The organism is Natronorubrum tibetense GA33, assembly GCF_000383975.1.
Lineage (GTDB): Archaea > Halobacteriota > Halobacteria > Halobacteriales > Natrialbaceae > Natronorubrum > Natronorubrum tibetense.
In genome coordinates, this window is record NZ_KB913017.1 from 617,140 (window position 1) to 638,223 (window position 21,084).

The following is a 21,084-nucleotide window of genomic DNA, read 5'->3' on the forward strand; positions in this document are numbered from 1 at the left end:
ATTCGTCAGGAGACCGCCGAGCGATCGTCGGTTATCGGTCGACTGACGGCGTCTCGGTGTCGGTGGTCGCTTTGGCAGTTGCGAGACTCACACCGACGATTGCAGCCACGGTGACCGGCCACGGCAGGATCGGGAAGTAGTCGGGGAAGTAGTAGAGGTTCACGATCGTACTCGCCATACCGACGACGATGGCCGCGAGGACACCTTCACTGGTTGTGTGTCTCCAGAAGAGGATGAACAGGAGCGGCAGGCCGACGGTGACGCCGAGTCCGACGTAGGCAACTTCGATGATCTCGAAGATCGTACCGGGGCGAATCCACGCGAGTACAATGCCGAACACTGCAACCGTCGCCACCGTCAGCCGACCCAGGAGAATCAGCGTCCGTTCACTCGCATCGGGGTTGACCTGTTCCTCGTAGAATCGGGTGATGTCCGAGGAGGTGACCAGCAACATCGAGTCCGACGTCGAGAGGATCGCACTGACGATCGCGGCGAGCAGGATGCCCGCGATAACCGGCGGAAACAGGTCGACGATCGCGAGCATCGCAACGTTCTCCGGATTGTCGACGGTCCCGTACAGGACCCGTCCGGCGATGCCGATGAACAGCGGGACGGTCAGTCGAAGCGACTGGAACGCCACCGCGATCGCCGAGGCCTTGCTGACGATCGATTCGGAACGGATCGCCTGGAACCGCATCAGCGAGTGGGGTTGACCGATCGTCCCCATCGCGAACGTCACCCAAACGAGCACGAAGATGAGCAGTGCCGTCCCCGTCTGACCGGCCTGCATCTCCAGCAGCGTCGGCTCGATCTCGTTCGCCTGCGTGATGAACGACGACCAGCCACCGACTTCCATGATCGCGAGGACGGGAAGCGCGACGGCGCCAACGAAGATCAGGATCCCCTGGAAGAAGTCGGTCCATACCGATGCGTTGAATCCGCCGAGGACGGTGTAAAACGCCACGGCGAGGCCGCCGATGAGGATCGCGGTCCGGTAATCGATGCCGAGCCCGGTGTCCATCGCCTGGCCGACGGCGATGATCTGTGCGCCGATGTAGGAGACCATGAACGTCACGACTGCAAGCGTCGCGACGATGCGGATCGTCGGACCGAGCGGGTCGTTTCTGAAGAACGCCGAAATGTGGTCGGTAACCGTGATCGTGCCGAGTTCCTCTGATTGACGGCGAAACGGCGAGGCCACGTACCGGTACATGAAGACGACGATAATGATCATCGTCAACGAGAACCAGAGCCCGCTCAGCCCCAGGGCGAACCCGATGCCGACCCAGGCGAAGAACGTCCAGCCACTGGCTACCGAGGACACTTCGGAGATGGCAATCGGCCATGTCCCCACGTCACGACCGGCGAGGAGATAGTCCGAGAGTCGCTTCGTCTCGGTTGTGAAAAAAAAGTAGAGGCCGATCGAGACGAGGACGAGCAGGTAGAGCCCGAACGTGACCTGCATTCCAAGGGACATTAGCGGCGCCCCCAGACGGTCACGCTTCCGTCACCACGCTGTTCGTCGATCACCGAGAGCGCGTACGCGACGAGCGGGATAATCACCATCAGTGCTAGCACGATCGCCGTGAGAAGTGGTAACCCGAGTATTGCTGTCATCGGTTCGTCTCTCCCAGTAGTGGGGTATAAAAACACCCCCTAATGGAGGACCATGGTGTCGTTCGGGTGGACTCACTACGGTCCGGTCGAACGACCGGTCGAAGCCGTTACACAAATCTTTCGAATTTGGCCGCATCTGTCTCTCTGGCAACCATATTCGGATAGTAACCGTTATACGGGTTGTGACAAGATAGCACGCCAGATGAGTATCGAACCGACCGAGGCCAGTGGCGTTTGTCTCACGCTCGAGATCTGGCATCCGAACTGCTGGACGACCAGAGTGACTGCCGACACCGATTCGGGGCTGCTCGGACACACGGTGTATACCGCCGCTGACGGCACGGTCAACGGTCACTTCACCGTCTACGGAAATACTACCGACGCTGTCGAGGGGTGTATCGCGGAGATCAAAGATACTCCGCTAACGGGCGACGTAACGGTCATGCAACGCCGCCACGACTTCACCCACGAGATTGCCGCGCCCGGCAACGCGACCCAGGACATCTTCGTCGAGTACGATCCGGACAACAGCATCACCGACTCGCTCGTCTCCCGTGGATTCATTTATAACGCCCCGATCCACATCCACGACGGCGACGAGTACTGGCCGCTGTTTCTCGCCGATCCGAACCGCGAGGATCTCCATGCCAGCCTGGAATCGCTCCGCACCGAGGAGGACGCCGACATCTCGATCCAGAAGATCACTCGATCGCAGTCGGCCGCCGAGTCGAAAGTGGACCTGCTCTCGGCCCGTCAGCGGGAAATCCTCGAACTTGCCTGTAGTCGAGGTTACTACGGCTGGCCGCGGACAGTCTCGCTCGAGGAACTGGCGACCGAACTCGACGTTTCCAAACCGACGCTTCTAGAGCACCTCCGAAAGGCCGAAGCGAAGATCCTCAACGCCGAACTCGAGGCGAACAGATAGGCTCCGTTCGAATCGGTTTGACCGAATTTTTATCGATCGCTGATCCGGAACGCTCTATCGGGATCTCACACGCCGCTGGCTCAGAAGGGGATGTCCGTCCCTAAATCGTCCGTTTGTGCGCGCTCGTAGACGGTCGCCGCTGCAGTCAGGTCCATGACCGCACTCCCGACGCTTTTGACCACCGTGAGCCCGTCTGCTGGCTCGTCGGGGCGCTCGCCCGTGAAGGCGTCCGCCAGCGGGTGGAGATCCCCCTCGGACCAGACCGTGCCGCGAAGATCGCCCGTTTCGATCGCTTCGCCCGGAACGTCGGCGAACACCCGATCGGCGCGATCGACGAGATCGGTCTCGAGTTCCTGCATCGACGCGTTGTAGGCACCAACCGCGATGACGAGTTCCGCATCCGTCTCGGCGGCCGAGAAGACCGGTTTCGTGCTCGTCGTCGCCGTCAGGACGACGGTCGCCTCCGAGACGGCGTCGGCCGGCGTTTCGACCGCCTCGGCCGGAATGCCGTCGGCACGGAGATCCGCTGCGCACTCGTCTTTCGAGTCGCTGGGCGAGTATATCGAGACGGAGTCGAGAGCAGACGTCGCGTCGATCGCTCGCGTCTGCCACCGAGCCTGCACACCGGCTCCGATGACACCCAGTCGAACCGGTTCCGAGGCGAGCGCTCCGGCTGCAAGCCCGCCGACGCAGCCGGTTCGGACGTTCGTTATCCGTGTTCCCGGCATATACGCGACTGGCGTTCCGTCTCGAGCGTCGGTAAGTGCGATCTGTGCCCGAATCGTCGGCAGTCCCCGTGATTCGTTGCCCTCGTGGACGCTCGCGAGTTTCGTCACGTAGTACTCCTCGCCGTGGACGTACGCCGGCATCGTTAGGGCAGTGCCAAGCGGTTCGTCGCCGTCGAGGCCCGTTCCGACCGGAAAGTGCGGCCGATCGGGTCGTTCGACGTTCCCCGCAGCCTGTTCGACGAGCGCAGTTTCGACGGCGGGGAGAACCGACTCGACGTCACAGCACGACTCGACCTCGTCCGCAGTGAGAACCGTGACCATAGCAAAGATGGCTCGACGGAAGCACTAAAGTAATACTCCCTAATCGCCGACCGAGAGACACCTCCGTCCGTTCGGCTCGGGTTCACGACGACTCGAGACCGGCCCCGAAGCGGCTTCCGGGTGAGAACCGCGCTACTGCGAAGGGATATCGTCCGTCGAATCGACGCTGACGCGATCGTGGATGTGCCCCTCGCGGGTTCGCAGGTGATCCGGCGTCCGGTCGTTGGACACCGAAAGCACCTCCGCCACGATACTGTGTGCGATCTGGTAGGGTGAACCGCCGCCGAGATCGAGACCCATCGGCGTGTACAGCGACGACAGCGCCGCGTCGTCGAACGTCGTCCCCTCGCTCTCGAACGCCTCGACCATCTCCTCGAATCGCTTGTGTGGCCCCATCAGCCCCACGTACGGAACGGGCGAGTCGAGCAACCGTTCGACCGTTAGCCGATCGTCGACGAAGTTGTGCGTCATGACGACCGCGTACGTGCAATCGTCGAGATCGATCGCCTCGTCGATCGAGGCTGGCGACGTCGTCACCGTCGCGTCGGCGTCGGGGAACCGCGCCTGGAGATCGACGCTTCCGCGAAAGCTGACCACGGTAACCCGGAAGTCGTTCTTCGCGGCCAGTTCGGTGACCGGCCCGACATCGTGGCCGGAACCGAAGATGACCAGCTCCGTCGGGGCCGCGAGACCGTCGATAAACACCTCGAGTTGCGTACCCGAAACGTCGAGTTCGACGGTATCGGCTCGGCCGCGCTCGGCGAGATCGGCCGCTGGGCCCGTGAGTTCATCGGGCCACGCCGTCGCCGGCTCGCCGTCCGGCGTCGCGAGGAGTCCTTCGTCGGGATGGTAGTACGCCCGATCGCCGCGAGCGAGGAGCGCGTCTCCGCCATCTCTTCGGTCTCTTCCGTCCCCCTCATCTCCCCCGTCCCCGCCCTCGAGCACGGTGAGAACGGCCACGCTTCGACCCTCGTCGAACGCCTCGACGGCCGGCCGGTAGGCGTCGGTCAGCGGCTCGAGCAGGACGTCGATGATTCCGTTACAGCCGACGCCGAGGCCCCAGACATCGTCGTCGTCCTCCATCAGATCGTACGTCACCAGCTCCGGCCGGCCGCGTTCGCGAACCGACTCCGCCGCGACGAGCAGTTCGTCCTCGAGACAGCCGGCCGTAATGCTGCCGACGCCCTCGCCCGCTTCGTCGAGGAGCATCTTCGCGCCCGGCCGCCGGTAGGCGTTCCCCTCGACGTCGACGATCGTCGCGAGGACGTCGGTCCTGTCCCCATCGAGTCGTTCGTGAACGCGCTGTACCACCTCGGTTTCCGGAACGCTCCAGTTACTTCGTGTCATTGGTTCGAATCGCTCCCATCGGTCGTTTCGCTCCGCCGCTCGCTTCGTCTCGTGCGTTCGTTCGCCGTTGCTGGTCCCCGTAACCCCCGGTCCAGGTCGGCGACGCCATCGGCTACCGTATACACCTTCCGTACGCCGGCGTCGTGCAAGTCAGTTCCGCACGCCCCACCCCGGACGGCCTCGCGAACCCGATCGGGAGCGACCACGTCGGCCCCGGCGACGACGTCAACACCGGCCTCGAACATTGGTTCCGGAAGCCCCGACGCCGTCGCGCCGATCAGGACGACCGCCGCTTCCGCCGGTGCGGCCTCGAGATACCGCTCGAGACCGCCGTAGACGAACACGGAGCCGGTGATGAATACGACGTCCGCGTCGGCCATCGCCGCGGTCGCTTCGGTCGGCCGGAACGTCGTGATGCGCACGTCGTCTGGCGCGGAGATGGGGCCGACATCTCTGCGTTCGATCACCCGAACGTCCACGTCCGAGAACTTCCGGAATGCGGGTCTGAAGACGCCAACCGTCGCGATCACGTCTACGCTCGGATCCAACAGCGTCATCGGATCCCCGGTCCGCCAGTCGACGAACGGCGCAGACAGTGCGTTGATCGTAGCGACGCCCAGCGCGATTCGAAGCGCGGTGTCTCCGTCCGCCATCGCGTCGCTACGGGTCGATTCACCCGTCTCGGTGCCGTCACCGTCGCGATCCGATTCATCCCCCGACTCGTCGGGCTCCAGTGTCGCCCACCGGAGGAGCGTCTCGAGATCCACGTCGTCGGTCGACACCGGCTCCCCCGACGGTCGGTGGGCAAGCCCGGTCGTCCGTACTCTCTCGTCAGACTCCGTGAGTTCGGGTTCGGAACGGACCGCTGTGCAGACGCCGGCCAGTTCGACCAGCACCGCCGCCTTGCCGATCGTCACGCGCTCCACCGTGACGCCCTCTGTAATCCCGCGACTACGGAGTCGGTCGACGATGGCCGGTCGGATGAGGTCGATCACTCACGATCACCCCCGCCGTCGGCGCTCTCGACAGCGGATCGCCTGCGCCGGGGATCGTGCTCGAACCCAACCGGGCCGTCGATCCCGTAGCGCTCGAGCTGTCGCGTCGCCTCGTCGAGATCGGTTGGCGTCGCGAAGCCGAACAGCGCATCCACGTAGGGGAGGGCGGTCGCCATTCCCCGCGACCGCGGCTCGTACGCCGGCGACACCGCGAGCGGGTTGAGCCAGACGAGCGCGTCGGCCCGGCCCGCGAGCCAGGTGACGCTCTCCTCGAGGATCTCCTGGTCGCCGACGTCGAGCCCGTCGCTGATGACGACGACGACCGTTCGCCGATCCACCGCGTAGGGATGGCGTCGCCGGAGTGCATCGAACGCGTCGCCGATCCGCGTCCCGCCGCCCCACTCGATTTCGGCGTCGCGCAGCGCTCCGGCGGGGTCGCCGTCGGCTCGCGCGAACTGCTCGGTCGCCTCGACGAGGTCCGTGTCGAACAGGAAGACGGACGACCGCCGCGCGGTGGCTTGCAGTCGGTCCGCGACCGCAAGCAGCGTGTCGCGGTCGATCGTGTCCAGAACGGAGCCGCTGACATCGATCAGCAGACAGCAGTGGAGTTCGCTCGGCACCCGCTCGCGGGTCGGGAGGTCCACCGCGGTGCCGCCGGTCCCCAGACTGGCGCGAAGCGCACGCCGGGCGTCGATCCGATCGCCGGTGGCGGCGAGGCGCGTTCGGCGGCCGGGAATCGTCGACAGCGCGTCGAGAAACCGATCGACTGCGGCGGTCTCGTCGGCAGTCAACGGAGCCGGCGTCGCTTCGACGGGTTCGCGCCGTCCGACGGCGCTGTACAGCCGCGCGTCGTCACCGTCGTCGCCGTCGGACTCCGGCCGCTCGCCGGTCGCGTGCCTGCGACCGGTCGCGAGACGGACGTCTACGCTCTCGGCCCCGTCGTCCGATTCCGGCGGCGGTGGTTCCGTCTCCGATGGCACGTCCGATCCCTGTAGCGACGCCGCGTGACGATTCGACTCGTCGGAATTGCCGCCGTCTCGCGCAGGCGAGTCGTCGTGTGTCGAAATCCGATCGATCCCGGTCCGCAAGCGGTGCCAAAAGGTCGGGAACTCCGCGTCGAAAACGTCAGTATCGGCCGACTCCGTGAGCAGAGTCGCCCGAAGCGCGTCGGCGGCGACGCCGCGATCGGCGAACCCGACCACGGCGAGCGCTCGTGCACCCTCGAGCGCCCCACTCGCCGGGACGCTAGCGCCCTCGCGGCGGAGTCGACCCACGAAGCGAACGAGTTCCGTCAGCACGTGTTTGCGCGCCGCCTCGAAGTCCGGGGCCGTGTGACGGCCCGGTGGTTGATCGAGTCCGTCGTCGTTGGACTCGGTTTCGAGTTCGGCCTCGGTCTCGAGTTTGCCTGCATCCCCCTCGGCCTCGGACGGGTTCCGGCGCGGCGTCATGGGTCGGGCGCGTCGGTTCGGTCGCGAGCCGCTGTCGCGGCGTCGCGAAGTCGTTCCAAGAGCGAGCCGTCGATCCGTTCGACATCCTCGACTTCCTTGAGCAGGCAGCCGATTGTGCGCTCGATTTCGTCCGCCGAGAGCGACTCGCGGTCGCCTTCGGCTCGCAGTGTGGCCACCGCTCGAGCCCAGTCGAGCGTCTCGGCGACGCCGGGCCGTTTGAGGAACGATTCCTCTCGCAGGCGTTCGACGACGGCGCACACTTCGGCCGCGATCGCGGCGTCGAGCTCCGGCACCTTGCGGGAGACGATTTCGTACTCCGTCTCGAACGACGGGGGCTCGACGTGCAAGTAGAGACACCGGCGTTTGAGCGCGTCGCTCAGTCCGCGGGTTCGGTTCGACGTGAGGACGACGATCGGCGGATTCTCCGCGCTGACCGTCCCCAGCTCCGGAATCGATACCTGATAATCCGAGAGGAGCTCGAGCAGGAAGGCCTCGAACGCCTCGTCCGCGCGGTCGATCTCGTCGATCAGCAGGACCGGCGATCGGTCCTCCCCCGCGGTGAGCGCGCGCAGGAGGGGTCGCTCGAGGAGGTACTCGTCGTCGAACACGGAGCGTGGTCGGTCGGCGTCCGACCCGGAGCTGTCCGGGGTGTCCGTCGCGTTCGACGCGTTCGGTCCATCCAGAGCGCCCGAATCGGCCGTTCCGCCCTCGACCGCCCCCGTCGCGCCGACCCGTCCCTCGTTCGACTGGACCGCGAGCAATTGTTTCGTGTAGTTCCACTCGTAGAGCGCGTTTTCGGCGGTCAGCCCCTCGTAACACTGGAGCCGAATCAGCTCCGTCTCGAACCCCTCGGCGAGGACTTTCCCCAGTTCGGTCTTCCCGCTGCCGGGCGGTCCCTCGACGAGGAGCGGCCGCCCGAGTTGCAACGCGAGGTACACCGTCGTGACGAGGCGGTCGTCGGCGACGTAGTTCAGTTCCTCGAACCGCTCGCGAAGCGTGGATTCCGAGACCGTATCGAACGCGATAGTCGGCGTCTCGTCGGTCATGGTGATGTCAGTTCCTCGTCTTCGACCGCCTCGAGATAGTCGTCGGGATCGGTCCGGAAGCTGTCGGCGCAGCCGTGACAGCAGAAGTGGTAGGTCGCCCCCTCGTGCGTGACGCCCGGCGCGTCGGCGGGATCGACGGTCATGCCGCAGACGGGATCGACTGCCGACTCGTCCGTCACGTCGTTCGGGTCGTTCACGCTGTCCGGGTCGGTCGCTCCGCTCGTCGCTGTTTCGGTCTCGCTGCCGCCACCTCCGCAGCAGGCGTCACCCCCTCCATCGCCGGCGTCGATGGTCGTTAACGCGTCCTCGAGACCGCCCGCCTGATGGGACGACCCCGTCACCATCCCCGTGTCGGCCCGCACGTCGATCAGTTCGGCGAGCACGCTCGTCGCAATCTCCGCCCCCGTTTTAGCCGAGATATCGACGCCCGCGGGGTTCGTGATCGCGTCTCGGACCGCGTCGGGTTCTTCGTCGAGGAGCCCCGCGGCCCGCTCGACGACCGTCTCAGCGCGCGCGTCGCTCGCTACGAGCCCGATGTACGGCGCGTCCGCGAGAACGCCCGCCGCGACGGCGCGAGCGTCGTACTCGCCCATAGAAGCCGCGACGACGAACGGTCCGGGGCCGACGGATTCGGCGATCGAGTCGGGCTCGAGCGTCGAGAGCACCGTCACATCCGGTGGAACGTCTCCTCCACCTCCTTCGGGATCGACGACCGTCACGTCGACGGCGAGTTCGCTCGCCAGTCTGGCGAGCGAGCGTGCGATAGGCGACCCACCCACCACGAGGAGTTGCGTTGTTGGAATCACCGGCTCGATAAACACCTCGAGGGTACCCTCGCTCTGACACGTCATCGGAAACGCCTCGAGTCCGGGGCGATCGATCTCCGCGGGATCCGGTGCGAGACCGATCAGGCGGGGCTCCCCGTCGGCGATGGCCGCTCGAGCCTCGCTCTCGACCCGCGACTGCGCGCAGGCCGCCCCGCCAACCCAGCCGACGAGGTCGCCGTCGGCCGTGAGGAGCGCCCGGTCGCCGACGTTGGCCGACACCGGCGCTTCGCGGCGGACGACGGTGGCTCGGGCGTAGGGCGTCCCGCACTCGGCGAGCGCTCGCTCGCGCTCTGCGAGTTCGCCGTCGCTTACGGCGTCGGCTCGGTCGGTCGTCGACTCGATGTTCGTGGTCGCGTGTGATGTTTCTTCGGTCATTTCATGATGTCTACGCCTCGTTCCCCGGCGTCACGAGGGGTGGTGCGGGCGAATTCCGTCGTGGGACCGCTCGCAGCCATCGGTGGCCCCGACGAGCGCTCGGGTGCCGGGACGTACGTTTGCTCATCGTGGCTGTCAGTCGTCCGCCGCCTCGTCGCTCGACTGCACGTCGAACTCGAGGGCGACGTTGTCGGCGGGATCCATCGAGAGGCCCGCCTCGTCGAGTTTCTCCCAGACGACGTCGGGCGTCATCGGCATCTCGACGTGGCTGATCCCGCCGTGGGCCATCGCGTCGACGACGGCGTTGACGATGGCGGGCGGCGAGCCGACCGTCGGCGACTCGCCGACGCCCTTCGCGCCGATCGGGTGGTGGGGCGACGGCGTCACGGTGTGGCCGGTCTCGAACTCCGGAATCTCCATCGACGTGGGGAGCAGGTAGTTCATAAAGTCGCCGCCAGTGACGTTGCCGTTGTCGTCGAAGGTGACGTGCTCTAGCATCGCCGTCCCGATCCCCTGGGCGAGTCCGCCGTGGATCTGGCCCTCGATGATCATCGGGTTGATCCGGTTGCCGCAGTCGTCGACGGCGACGAACTTCTCGAACTCGACCTCGCCCGTCTCGCGGTCGATCTCGACGATCACGATGTACGAGCCAAAGGGGTAGGTCATCTCCGGCGGATCGTAGTAGTTGACCGCCTCGAGACCCGGATCCTCGCCTGCCGGCTTGTTCATGTACGCGCCGGCGGCGATCTCGGTGATCGTGATCGAGCGGTCCGGCGCGCCGGCGACGTGGAACTCACCGCTCTCGCGGTCCCACGCGATGTCCTCCTCGGCGGCCTCGAGTTCGTTGGCTGCGATCGCCTTCGCCTTCTCGCGAACCTTTCGCGAGGCGACGGCCGCCGCCGCGCCGGCGACGGGGGTGCTCCGGGAGCCGTAGGTTCCCAGGCCGTACGGATCGGTGTCGGTGTCGCCGTGTTCGACGGTGATGTCGTCGACGTTCATGCCGAGTTCCTCGGCGACGATCTGAGCGAACGTGGTCTCGTGACCCTGGCCCTGCGTCTGGACCCCGACCCGGACCGTCGCGTTGCCCGTTGGGTGAACTCGAATCTCGGCGGAGTCGAACATCTCGACGCCCGCGATGTCGCAGGTCTTTCCGGGACCCGCGCCGACGACTTCGGTAAACGAGGAGATGCCGATGCCGAGCAGTTTGTCGTCGTCCTCGTCGATCCGACGCTGTTGTTCCTCGCGGTAGTCGTCGTAGTCCGCCATTTCGAGGGCGAGATCCAGGGCCTTCTCGTAGTCACCCGAGTCGTAGTTCCACCCGGTCGAACTTTCGTAGGGGAACTGCTCGGGCTGGATGAAGTTCTTCCGTCGGATCTCGGCGGGATCCATCTCGAGTTCGTCCGCGAGGACTTTCACCATCCGTTCGATGAGGTAGACGGCTTCGGTGACGCGGAACGAACACCGATACGCGACGCCGCCCGGGGCGGTGTTGGTGTACGCCGCTGTCAGTGAGCCATAGGCCGTGTCGATGTCGTAGGATCCGGTGAAGATGTTGAAGAACCCGGCGGGGAACTTCGACGGCTGGGCCACGGCGTTATATGCCCCGTGGTCCGCGAGTACGTCGGTTCGGACCGCCAGAATCTCACCGTCTTCGGTCGCGGCGAGTTCGCCCTGCATGTCGTAGTCGCGGGCGAACCCGGTCGACTGGATGTTCTCCGAGCGCTCCTCGACCCACTTCACCGGCTGCTCTAAGACGTACGACGCCGCGGCGGCGACGACGTAGCCCGGATAGATTGGCACCTTGTTGCCGAACCCGCCGCCCACGTCCGGGCTGACGATCCGAACCTTGTGTTCGGGGATCCCCGAGACCTGCGAGAACAGCGTCCGGTGGATGTGGGGGGCCTGCGAGGTCATGTGGACCGTTAGCTTGTCCTTGCCGGGATCGAAGTCGCCGACCGCGCCGCAGGTCTCGATCGGCGCGGGGTGGAGTCGCTGGTAGAGCATCTGCTCTTTGACCGTGACGGGGGCCTCGTCGAACGCTTCCGCGGTGGCCTCCTCGTCGCCGGTTTCCCAGTCCAGACAGTGGTTGTCCTCCTGGCCCTCGATATCGTCCCTGATCAGCGGCGCGTCGTCCTCGAGCGCCTTCTCCGCGTCGACGACCGGATCGAGCACGTCGTAGTCGACGACAACCTTTTGCGAGCCGTCTTTCGCCGTGTACCGGTCGGTCGCGATGACCGCGGCGACCTCCTGGGACTGGAACTTCACCTTGTCGTTGACCAGGACGTCCTGCGTGTCGTCCATCAGCGTCGGCATCGTCGCAAGATCGTACTCGAGTAAGTCCTCCGCGGTCAGGACGGCGACGACGCCGTCGACATCCAGCGCGCGGGACTTGTCGATGTTCTCGATGCGGGCGTGGGCGTGGGGGCTGCGAACGAGTTCGCAGTGGAGCATCCCCGGCTTCTTGATGTCGTCGACGTAGTTGCCGCGGCCGGTGATGAAGCGCTGGTCTTCCTTTCGCTTGACCTCCTCGCCCATGCCGCCACGACCGTGGCCACAGTGTTTCTCGGGCTGTGGGCCGCCGTCTTCCGCCTCCGCGAACCGTTCGGAGTCGCTGCTCATCGCGAATCACCGCCGGAATCGACACCGTGCTCACGGTCCGTCGTCGGCCCGCCACAGCAGTTCTCCGCGCCGCAGTCGAACTCGCCGTCCGAGAGGTCGTAGTCGATCGAGGCGGACGCGCTCGTCGACCCGTCGTCGACGCTCACGCCGCCGTCAGCGGCCGCGATCTCTCCCTCCTCGAGTTCCTCGGCGGCGTACTCGATCGATCGAACGATGTTCTGGTAGCCGGTACACCGACAGAGATTGCCACTGATCGCCTCGCGGATCTCCGCCTCGCTCGGGTCCGGGTTCTCGTCGAGCAACGCCTTCCCGGCCATCAGCATGCCGGGCGTGCAGTAGCCACACTGCAGGCCGTGTTCCTCGCGAAAGCCCTCCTGGAGCGGATGCAAGTCTCCGCGCGCTTCGGGGAGTTCTTCCATCCCCTCGACGGTCATGAGTTCGCTCCCGTCGGCTTGCGTTGCGAACATGAGACAGGACTTGATCGGTTTCCCGTCTTTGAGGACCGTACAGGCCCCGCAGTTGCCAGTGTCACAGCCGATGTGCGTACCGGTCATGTCCAGTTCCTCTCTGATCGCGTGCACGAGCAGCTGGCGCGGTTCGACCTCGATCGTGTGTTCGGTTCCGTTGACCGTCAGCGTAATCTCTCGCGTGTCTGTCACTGTGATACCCTCCGTTTGACGACCCCGGCGCGTTCGGCGGCGTCGCCGAGCGCGCGCTGGGTGAGGACGTTCACCATTCGTTCCTTGTAGCCGGCGTCGCCGTGCTCGTCGGACTCGGGGTTCGACTGTTCGGCCGCCAACTCCCCGGCGCGTTTGAACAGGTCGCTGTCGGGACGTTCGCCCTCGAGGTGTTCTTCGGCGTCGGTCGCGCGGACGTTCGTGATGTCGACCGCGGTGAGGCCGATCCCCGCCCGCTCGATCCGGCCGTCCTCGTCGAAGACGAGCCGCGCGGCCGAGCCGACCATCGCGTAGTCGCCGACCTTCCGTTTTAGCTTGTGGTAGGCGCTCCCCTCGCGCGGCCCCGGCGTCGGTACGCGAATCTCGGTGACGAGTTCGTTCTCGTCGAGCGTCGTGTCGTAGGGGAGCAGGAAGAAGTCCTTCGCGGGGATGACCCGCTCGCCGTCCGGTCCGTGCGCGACGACCTCGCCGTCGTGGGCGAGCAAGACGCTTCCCCAGTCGCCCTTCGGATCCGCCTGGGCGACGCCGCCGACGACCGTTCCGCGATTGCGGATCTGCGGATCCGCGACCAGCGGCGCCGCGTCGGCGAAGCTGCCGTAGTTCTCGTCGACCAGGTCGGAGTGCTCGACGTCGGCGTGGCGGGCGAGCGCGCCGATCTTGAGCCAACCGTCGTCCTCCTCGAGGTAGTCGAGGCTCTCGATGCGGTTGATGTCGATGACCGTCTCCGGGACCGCGAGTCGGAACCGGAGCATCGGCACCATGCTCTGCCCGCCCGAGAGGATCGCCCGGTCGTCTAAGCTCTCGAGCAGGCTTACGGCCTCCTCGACGGTCTGGGGCTCGTGCTGTTCGAACTGTGCCGGTTTCATAACATTCCGCGGATCCGGTCTGTGATACCCGAATCCGTCTCCTCGTCCACGTCGGTCATCTGCTGTTCGATGTCGCTGAAGAAGTTGCCGACGATCTTGTTGGCAACGGGTTCGATCACGCGCGAGCCGAGTTGCGCGATCCGGCCCGAAATGTCGGCCTCGGTCCACCACTCGATTCGCGAGCCCTCACCGTCCTCGAGCGGGTAGATCTGCATTCCCGAGTTCATGCTGAAGCTGCTCCCGCTCGCGGTTCCGCTCCCGGTGGCGGTCATAGTAAAGTCTTCTTCGTCGCGTTCCTGGATCATCACGGAGGTCTCGAACCGTGGCTTGACGCTCCCGACGCCAACCTGCATCAACGCGGCGTACTCTTTGCCCTCGACGAACGCGCGTTCGGCGACGTCCTCCGCATCGGCCTCGGGCAACGTCTCGAGATCCTCGTCGGCCTCGTAGTCGTCGAAGCTGAAGTCGTCGTCCATCGGGGTGATGTACGTACAGCCCTTCAGCGAGTTCCTGACCGCGACCGGGTCCGAGAGGACGATCCACGCCTTCTCTGGCGGGACCTCCTCGAGTTCGAATTCGCCGTCAAACTCCATTAGGACCACCCGTTCCACAGTCGTGGTTGTGGTTCTCTCTCACCCATCATCTTTTATAACCCTGCACTATGTGCATACTATTTACCACAGTGCATGTTATCTCGTACCACTCCAATAAACGTTAGTGTTAGTCTCGGGTCGGGTCGATCCAATCAGTTGCGACTATGACGAGGGAGATATCGCACGACGGTGACGACCTGATCGATCTCGACGATGCGGCCGACCGAATGCGAACGCTCCGTTCGACGTGGTTGGCCGGCCGGAGGACCGAGCGCGTGTCGCTCGAGCGATCCGCCGGACGGGTGCTCGCGGAGTCGATCCGCGCACCCGTCGACGTTCCCGCGCGGAGCCACGCGACGATGGACGGCTTCGCCTTCGACGCAACCGACGAGTATCCGCTCGAGGTGGTCGACCGGTCGGTGTTTCCGGAAGACGACCCGGGAGCGCTCGCCGACGGCACGGCAGTCCGGATCGCCACCGGGTCGCCACTTCCACCGTCGGCCAACGCGGTACTGAAACGGGAGGAGGCGTCCGTCGACGACGGCCGACTAACGGGGCCGACGTTAGAGCCTGGAACCTACGTCTACGAACGAGGCAGCAACGTCGCCGAGGGAGAGCAACTGTTCGAGGCGAACGAACGGCTCGGCGCGAAGGATGCGCTGTTGCTCGGCGATCTCGAAATCGACGAGGTGACGGTTTTCGAACCGCTCTCCGTCGGACTGCTCGCCACGGGGACGGAGATCCACGAGGGCCGCCACCGCGACCTCGACTCGCCGATGCTCGCCGGACTCGTCCGTTCGTGGGGCCACGAGGCGACCTACGAGGGCTCCGTGCCCGACGAGAGCGATCGGGTTGCGTCGCGGATCGACGAACTGGCTCGCGAGCACGACGTCGTCGTTACGACCGGCGGCACCAGTGTCGGCGACAAGGACTACGTCGTTCGGTCGCTCGCCGCACTCGGCGATGTGCTCTTTCACCGCGTGCGGCTTCGACCGGGGAAACCGATCGCCGTCGCGCGCCTTCCCGACCACGACGCGGTCGCGATCGCGATTCCGGGAAAACCCGTCGGCGCACACCTGGTGACGGCGCTCGTCACCCGGCCGTTTTTCACCGGCGACGACGCGCTGCCGACGGTGTCCGCGCGGCTGGCTCGAGCCGTCGACATCGCGACACCCGGGTTCACGTACGCCGTTCCGGTCACGCTCGAGGATGAGGTCGCGATGCCACTCGGCCACGTCGACTCGGCGCTCTCGATCTACGACGGAACGTTCGACCCGAGCGTCCTCTCCTCGAGTACGCGCGCGAGTCGCGCGGACGGAGTCGTCCTGACAGAGGCGGGTCTCGACGCTGACGAACGGGTCGCGGTCGTTCCCCATACCGTCCTCGAGCGATGACCGAAATGACCGAGAACGCTCCCGACGAAAAACGGGAGCCACCCCCGTCGGAGACGCTCCCGGTGGTCGACGTGGATCGACACTCGAGGCCGGCGAATCGGGGACACACCGGCGACGACCGCGACGATCGCGGCGATCACGACGGCTCTTCCCCCGACCAGCCGGCGGTTGCGGGAGTACTCCTCGCTGCCGGGACGAGCAGCCGGTTCGGGAGCGAGAACAAACTCCTGACGACGGTTGACGGCGAGGCGGTCGTTCGTCGCGCCGCGCGAACGCTCCTCGAGAGCGACGTCGATCCGGTCGTCGCGGTGCTCGGTTACGAAGCCGATCGGGTTCGGGCCGCACTCGAGGGCCTCCCGGTCGAAACTGTTGTCAACGAGGCGTACGAGACCGGGCAGGCCTCGTCGCTGCGGACGGGTATTCGAGCGATTCGGGACCGCAAGGAGGAGTGTGAGGCCGCGCTCGTCGCGCTCGGCGACATGCCGTTCGTCGCGCCGACGACCGTGAACGCGCTACTGACGGCGTACGCCGAAAACGCCGGCGACGCGATCGCACCGGCGTTCGAGGGCGTCCGCGGCAACCCGGTGCTGTTCGACGAGCGGTTCTTCGACGCGCTCGCCGATGTCGACGGCGATATCGGTGGACGTGAGATTCTGCTCGAGAGCGACGCGAGCGTGCTCGTGTCTGTCGACGATCCAGGCGTGCGTCGCGACATCGATCGTCCCGCGGATCTGTAAGCACCTCCACTTCGGCCCGCGATGTCGATTGCGGCGTTTTCGGCCCTCGACACGTCGCAGTGCTACTCGGACTCGAGTTTCTTTACGACGATCTTACCGTCCTCGACGTGCCACTCGACTCGGTCTCCGGCACCGACATCCAGAAAGTTGCGGACCGGTTTTGGCACCGTCGTCAGGTTCTTCTCGGAGATTTTCGTATCAGTAAGGTTTCCCATCGGCGTATGGTTGAGCCGTAGTCCGTACATAGGTTACGCTATACTGATAGACGGGTCCGATTAGCCGCTCGAGTGCCATCGGTGCGCTCCGCCGTCGGAGGCCTTCGTGAAGTCGAGATCGTATCGATCGGATTCGATGAGAACTTTTCCGGGCACGTACCGGTCTTCTGCTCCGTCGACCGGCTCGAGGAGGTTTCGGTCCGCCATCGTCGAGAGAACGTCCCGAACCGTCCCTTCGCGGCCGGGGATCAGATTTGCCTCTTCCATCACGCCATCGACGTCGACCTGCCCCCGAAGGAATGCCAGCCGGATCGCCGACACCCACGCCGGCTCGCGCTTCGTTTCCCGACACATGAAGGAATAGTTGTGAGGGATGCTGTTATAGTTTCTGACGGGACTGTGCAAGCGATTGGTCGGTGGCGGTCCAAGAAACGGCCGAAGCGACCGCGGTTCGCCGAGGCCGTTGCGGTCGGTTCGCCGGGTGAGGACGGCGGCACGGTGATTTTTATCAACGCGGTGAATAATCGCGCACATGGTCGCTCGCTACAGCCGCCGAACGCTGCTCGGCGCGGGACTCGGCGGTATCGCCACCCTTCTCACCGGCGGATACGCGTGGACGCGGTACCGAACGCGGCACACGGTTCGCATTCGCCCGCTCGATATCGTCACCGAGTCCGACGAGTCCGTCACGGTGGAACTGACCCTTACCGACGAAGCGGGTCATCGCGAGGAGAACCGAACGGTACAGTTGGACCCCGCCAGCGGAGATGACGAGGCGCGACGGTTTGGGCCCTGGATGAAGTACGCCGGCGAGTGGCGCATCGACGCGGTATTCGAGGAGCACCGACTCGAACTCACGGCCGCAGAACTCACGGACCGACTCGAGGGATCGGGCTGGGGCGTCGACTGTGCGCACATTACGATCGTGGTGACGGCCGACGGCGGACTCGAGAGCCATGTGGATCCCTCCGACGCGTGTTGAATCGGTCGTCAACGTACCGTCTCGAGCGGGTATCCGTGAAAAATAATCGACGGACCGTTCTCGTCGGGCCAGCGAGAGAACGAACTACTGGTGAAGCGGTTTCTCGGCCATTTCCTGTCGGAGTTCGGCCAGCGCCGCTCGAGAGACGTTCCCCTCGAACGTCTGGAGGAGCGCGTACACCTCCGCTCGAGAGACCTTGACATCGCCTTCGCGGACGACGTCCTCCGGGCGTTCGCGGAGTTCGCGCATCGTGCCGACGGCGAGTAGGTACGGAATCGCCCACGCCGAGAGCCGGTTGCCGTGGGTTTCGGGGACGACCTCGAGGTAACGGTGGGCGTCGTCGAGGTAGGTTTCGGCTCGTCCGGTGACCCGCTTGATGACGTTGGTGACGCCGCGCTGGTTGGACTCGTCGGTGACCGCCTCGAGGTCGACGTCTTCCTCCTCGAGCCACTCAGCGGGGAGGTAGACGTTGTTCTCCTCGTGGTAGTCCGACTCGACGTCTTTGGCGATGTTGACCAGTTGCAGGAGTAACGCGAAGGAACGGGCGTTGTTCCGCATCTCCTCGGCACGGTCAGGCGACGCACCCCGGGCAACCAGTCCGGTGATGAGCGTGCCGACGGTGCCGGCGGCGTACCAGCAGTACTCCTCGAGTTCCTCGAGCGTCTGTAAGCGGAGTCCACCTTCGTCCGCGTACCGACTCGTGAACATCGCCATTCCGTCGACGAGTTCCCGGACGGGTTCGCGCATGATCTCGCGGGGCTCCTCGTCGAGCGATTCGAACGTCCGCAGGACGCGTGGGGTCTCGGCGACGACGTTCCAGTCGTCGGTTCGCTCGTCCGGAATCCACGGCTCGACCTCGTCCATGAACGCCGAGACTGTCTGGTCGGCGTCCGGGTTGAGCAACTGGTCGTACGCCGTCAGCAGGTCGCTCTGGGCCTCCGGGGGAATGTGGCCCGCGTCTTCGATCGTATCCGCGACGCGACAGAGGAGGTAGCCGAGACAGATGTGCTTCGCCATCGGCTCCTCGAGCCGATCAATAGTGATCGAAAAGGTCCGCGAAACGTCGTGAACCGCGTCGTAACACCACTCCAGGTCGGCGTCGGTCGGCGGTTCGGGCTGGCCCGTGGTCATCTACTCTGTGAGAGTTTGTTCCCACCCCGGAAAAACACCGCGGTCTCGGCGGAATGTTCCGTTCGATACTCGCAGCACCGATCCTGTGTGTCCGATCGACGCCCGTGCTGGCGATCTGCATCGGCGTCAGCCGATACCGTCGGGCATCGCGATCGACGACCTGTCGAGTTTGCTGAACGTTTTGTTGGTGTACGTACGACCGCCCGCATCTTCGCCACAACGATCACCCCGGCGTATTCCGACCCGACGGCTATGGCGAACGCTTCCGAAACACGAGCGTGACTCAAACCGTACTCATCGCGGGCGCTCACGGACAAGTCGGACAGCACGTGACAGCCATTCTCGGCGAGAGCGACCACGAGGGCAGGGCGATGGTCCGGGACGACGATCAGGTCGAAGAGATGGAGTCCCAGGGGGCCGACAAGACGGTCGTCGCCGACCTCACCGAGGACGTCTCCCACGCGGTCGAGGGCTGTGATGCGATCGTCTTCGCCGCGGGCTCCGGCGGCGACGACGTCTACGGCGTCGACCGCGACGGCGCGATCAACCTGATCGAGACCGCCGAGGAGGCGGGCGTCGACCGGTTCGTCATGCTCAGTTCCATGGGAGCCGACGATCCCGAGTCGGGTCCCGACTCGCTCGAGGACTACCTGACGGCCAAGGCCGAAGCCGACGAGTACCTCCGCCGGAGCGGCCTCGAGTACACGATCGTCCGGCCCGGCGAACTGACGAACGAGTCCGGGGTCGGAACGATCGAAGTTGGGGACGATATCGGGCTGGACGCCGGCGATATTCCCCGCGAGGACGTGGCGCGGACGCTCGTGATCGCACTCGAGCACGACGCCCTCGTGGGAGAGACGTTCGAGATCCTCTCGGGCGACGAGCCGATCGAGGAGGCCCTGGAGACGATCGCCGCGAACTGATCGCTACTCCTCGCAGCTGACCCGCGTTCGTCTCTCGCTCGTCTCTCGCTCGTCTCTCGTTCGTTTCGGACGCTCCCACCCACTATTTTTCCGCCCATCAGAGACCGAAACTGCCGTGCGTAGCAACAACAATAACAATACATCGTCCCGATACCTCGAGCATGGACTTCGCGCTCTCAGCCGAGCAACAGCAGATCCGTGATATGGTATCCGAGTTCGTCGACGAAGAGGTCGTCCCCGTCGCGGACGAGATCGATCACGCGGACGAGTTTCCCGCCGATCTCGTAAGCGAGATGGCCGAACTGGGCCTGATGGGGATGCCGTTCCCCGAGGAGTACGGCGGTGCCGGGCTCGACTACCACTCCTACGCGATCGGCCTCGAGGAGATCTCGCGCGGTTCGGGCGGTCTGGGAACGATCGTCGCCGCTCACACCTCGCTCGCGGGCAACATGCTCTACGAGTTCGGCGACGAGGCCCAGAAGGAAGAGTACCTGACGCCGCTGGCTGCGGGTGAGGATATTGGTGCGTTCGCGCTCTCCGAGGCCGGCGCGGGCAGCGACGTGCCGGCGATGGAGACCACTGCGGAAAAGGACGGAAACGAGTACGTGATCAACGGCGGCAAACTCTGGATCTCCAACGGTTCCGTGGCCGATACGGTAACGGTCTTCGCCAAAACGGATCCCGAGGCTGGCAACAAGGGGATCTCCTCGTTCGTCGTCAAACCCGGGGCGGACGATGGCTTCATCGTCGAGGGGACGGAGGAGAAACTCGGCGACAAGGGCTGTCCGACCGCCGAACTCCGGTTCGACGACCTCCGCATCCCCGAGGACCGCCTGCTGGGCGAGGAAGGCGACGGCTTCGTCCACGCCCTCAAAACGCTCAACGGGGGCCGAATCACCATCGCTGCCCGCGGCGTCGGCATCGCCCGCGCGGCCTTCGAGGAGGCCCGCGACTACGCGAACGAACGCGAGCAGTTCGGCCAGCCCATCGGCGAGTTCCAGTCGATCAAGCACAAACTGGCCGACATGGACACGAAGATCCAGGCCGCCAGCATGCTGATGCACAAGGCCGCGGACAAGAAAATCCGCGGTGAGAACTACATCAAGGACGCCTCGCAAGCCAAGCTCTACGCCTCCGAAGTGAGCCGCGAGGTCGCCAACGAGGGGATCCAGATCCACGGCGGCTACGGCTACACGAAGGACTTCGCTGCCGAGCGATTCTACCGGGACGCCAAACTCAACGAGATCTACGAGGGCACCAGCGAGGTGCTGCGGAACACGATCGGGGATCAGTTGCTCGACGAGGCCTGAACGACCAC

Annotated in this window: 21 protein-coding genes; 6 read left to right on the plus strand and 15 right to left on the minus strand. The window is 65.2% G+C overall.

Annotated features, from left to right (window positions below; genetic code table 11):
* Nucleotides 1–31: 31 nt before the first annotated feature.
* Together NATTI_RS0103255 and NATTI_RS26405 are read right to left on the minus strand one after the other, a co-directional pair.
* Nucleotides 32–1,465 carry a sodium/proline symporter gene (locus tag NATTI_RS0103255; protein ID WP_006092353.1) on the minus strand — a complete coding sequence of 478 codons (1,434 nt, stop codon included), beginning with the start codon at nt 1,463–1,465 and terminating at the stop codon, nt 32–34.
* An 11-nt stretch (nt 1,466–1,476) separates the two neighbouring features.
* Complete coding sequence (locus NATTI_RS26405; RefSeq protein WP_006092355.1) at nt 1,477–1,617, minus strand: hypothetical protein; 141 nt, start codon at nt 1,615–1,617, stop codon at nt 1,477–1,479.
* A gap of 202 nt (nt 1,618–1,819) precedes the next feature.
* Between NATTI_RS26405 and NATTI_RS0103265 the strand changes: the two genes are divergently transcribed.
* Nucleotides 1,820–2,542, plus strand: coding sequence for a helix-turn-helix domain-containing protein (locus NATTI_RS0103265; RefSeq protein WP_006092357.1), 723 nt, complete (start codon nt 1,820–1,822; stop codon nt 2,540–2,542).
* Between the two features lie 80 nt (nt 2,543–2,622).
* Here the strand turns inward: NATTI_RS0103265 and NATTI_RS0103270 are convergent, their stop codons facing one another.
* The 10 genes from NATTI_RS0103270 to NATTI_RS0103315 all read right to left on the minus strand — a co-directional run bounded on the left by NATTI_RS0103270 (nt 2,623) and on the right by NATTI_RS0103315 (nt 14,384).
* Nucleotides 2,623–3,591 (minus strand): ornithine cyclodeaminase family protein, encoded by a 969-nt coding sequence (locus NATTI_RS0103270; RefSeq protein ID WP_006092359.1) that lies wholly within the window; start codon nt 3,589–3,591, stop codon nt 2,623–2,625.
* Between the two features lie 132 nt (nt 3,592–3,723).
* Nucleotides 3,724–4,938: an XdhC family protein gene (locus NATTI_RS0103275; protein WP_006092360.1), complete on the minus strand. Its 1,215-nt coding sequence runs from the start codon at nt 4,936–4,938 to the stop codon at nt 3,724–3,726.
* Nucleotides 4,935–5,933, minus strand: coding sequence for a Rossmann-like domain-containing protein (locus NATTI_RS0103280; RefSeq protein WP_006092361.1), 999 nt, complete (start codon nt 5,931–5,933; stop codon nt 4,935–4,937). The genes NATTI_RS0103275 and NATTI_RS0103280 overlap by 4 nt, the downstream gene beginning before the upstream one ends.
* Complete coding sequence (locus NATTI_RS0103285) at nt 5,930–7,381, minus strand: VWA domain-containing protein (RefSeq protein WP_006092363.1); 1,452 nt, start codon at nt 7,379–7,381, stop codon at nt 5,930–5,932. The genes NATTI_RS0103280 and NATTI_RS0103285 overlap by 4 nt, the downstream gene beginning before the upstream one ends.
* The gene (locus tag NATTI_RS0103290; protein WP_006092365.1) at nt 7,378–8,427 is read right to left on the minus strand and encodes an AAA family ATPase; all 1,050 of its coding nucleotides are present in this window, start codon (nt 8,425–8,427) and stop codon (nt 7,378–7,380) included. The genes NATTI_RS0103285 and NATTI_RS0103290 overlap by 4 nt, the downstream gene beginning before the upstream one ends.
* Entirely contained in the window at nt 8,424–9,629 is a 1,206-nt protein-coding gene (locus NATTI_RS0103295; RefSeq protein ID WP_006092367.1) for an XdhC family protein, read from the minus strand. The genes NATTI_RS0103290 and NATTI_RS0103295 overlap by 4 nt, the downstream gene beginning before the upstream one ends.
* Before the next feature lie 135 nt (nt 9,630–9,764).
* Nucleotides 9,765–12,248 carry an aerobic carbon-monoxide dehydrogenase large subunit gene (locus NATTI_RS0103300; RefSeq protein ID WP_006092369.1) on the minus strand — a complete coding sequence of 828 codons (2,484 nt, stop codon included), beginning with the start codon at nt 12,246–12,248 and terminating at the stop codon, nt 9,765–9,767.
* Entirely contained in the window at nt 12,245–12,907 is a 663-nt protein-coding gene (locus tag NATTI_RS0103305) for a (2Fe-2S)-binding protein (RefSeq protein ID WP_006092370.1), read from the minus strand. Before NATTI_RS0103305 ends, NATTI_RS0103300 begins: the two co-directional genes overlap by 4 nt.
* Complete coding sequence (locus NATTI_RS0103310) at nt 12,904–13,791, minus strand: FAD binding domain-containing protein (protein ID WP_006092371.1); 888 nt, start codon at nt 13,789–13,791, stop codon at nt 12,904–12,906. Before NATTI_RS0103310 ends, NATTI_RS0103305 begins: the two co-directional genes overlap by 4 nt.
* Entirely contained in the window at nt 13,788–14,384 is a 597-nt protein-coding gene (locus NATTI_RS0103315; protein ID WP_006092373.1) for a CoxG family protein, read from the minus strand. The genes NATTI_RS0103310 and NATTI_RS0103315 overlap by 4 nt, the downstream gene beginning before the upstream one ends.
* A 164-nt stretch (nt 14,385–14,548) precedes the next feature.
* Here NATTI_RS0103315 and NATTI_RS0103320 point away from each other — a divergent pair, with 164 nt between their 5' ends.
* Nucleotides 14,549–15,778 carry a molybdopterin molybdotransferase MoeA gene (locus NATTI_RS0103320; RefSeq protein WP_006092375.1) on the plus strand — a complete coding sequence of 410 codons (1,230 nt, stop codon included), beginning with the start codon at nt 14,549–14,551 and terminating at the stop codon, nt 15,776–15,778.
* Nucleotides 15,779–15,783: 5 nt separating this feature from the next.
* Nucleotides 15,784–16,515: a nucleotidyltransferase family protein gene (locus NATTI_RS0103325; RefSeq protein WP_241434414.1), complete on the plus strand. Its 732-nt coding sequence runs from the start codon at nt 15,784–15,786 to the stop codon at nt 16,513–16,515.
* 62 nt (nt 16,516–16,577) lie between these two features.
* On the opposite strand, the gene NATTI_RS24900 is transcribed toward NATTI_RS0103325, so the two are convergent.
* Both NATTI_RS24900 and NATTI_RS0103335 read right to left on the minus strand, forming a co-directional pair.
* Entirely contained in the window at nt 16,578–16,730 is a 153-nt protein-coding gene (locus NATTI_RS24900; protein WP_241434415.1) for an AbrB/MazE/SpoVT family DNA-binding domain-containing protein, read from the minus strand.
* 60 nt (nt 16,731–16,790) lie between these two features.
* Entirely contained in the window at nt 16,791–17,084 is a 294-nt protein-coding gene (locus NATTI_RS0103335; RefSeq protein ID WP_006092381.1) for a hypothetical protein, read from the minus strand.
* Nucleotides 17,085–17,262: 178 nt separating this feature from the next.
* On the opposite strand from NATTI_RS0103335, the gene NATTI_RS0103340 reads away from it, so the two are divergent.
* Nucleotides 17,263–17,712 (plus strand): hypothetical protein, encoded by a 450-nt coding sequence (locus NATTI_RS0103340; RefSeq protein WP_006092383.1) that lies wholly within the window; start codon nt 17,263–17,265, stop codon nt 17,710–17,712.
* 84 nt (nt 17,713–17,796) lie between these two features.
* Here the strand turns inward: NATTI_RS0103340 and NATTI_RS0103345 are convergent, their stop codons facing one another.
* A complete protein-coding gene (locus tag NATTI_RS0103345; RefSeq protein ID WP_006092385.1) occupies nt 17,797–18,843 on the minus strand; it encodes a phytoene/squalene synthase family protein in 1,047 nt (348 codons plus the stop codon).
* Nucleotides 18,844–19,121: 278 nt separating this feature from the next.
* Here NATTI_RS0103345 and NATTI_RS0103350 point away from each other — a divergent pair, with 278 nt between their 5' ends.
* Together NATTI_RS0103350 and NATTI_RS0103355 are read left to right on the plus strand one after the other, a co-directional pair.
* Nucleotides 19,122–19,766, plus strand: a complete 645-nt coding sequence (locus NATTI_RS0103350) for an SDR family oxidoreductase (protein WP_006092386.1) — start codon at nt 19,122–19,124, stop codon at nt 19,764–19,766.
* A gap of 161 nt (nt 19,767–19,927) precedes the next feature.
* Nucleotides 19,928–21,076 (plus strand): acyl-CoA dehydrogenase, encoded by a 1,149-nt coding sequence (locus NATTI_RS0103355; RefSeq protein WP_006092388.1) that lies wholly within the window; start codon nt 19,928–19,930, stop codon nt 21,074–21,076.
* The last annotated feature ends 8 nt before the right edge of the window (nt 21,077–21,084 follow it).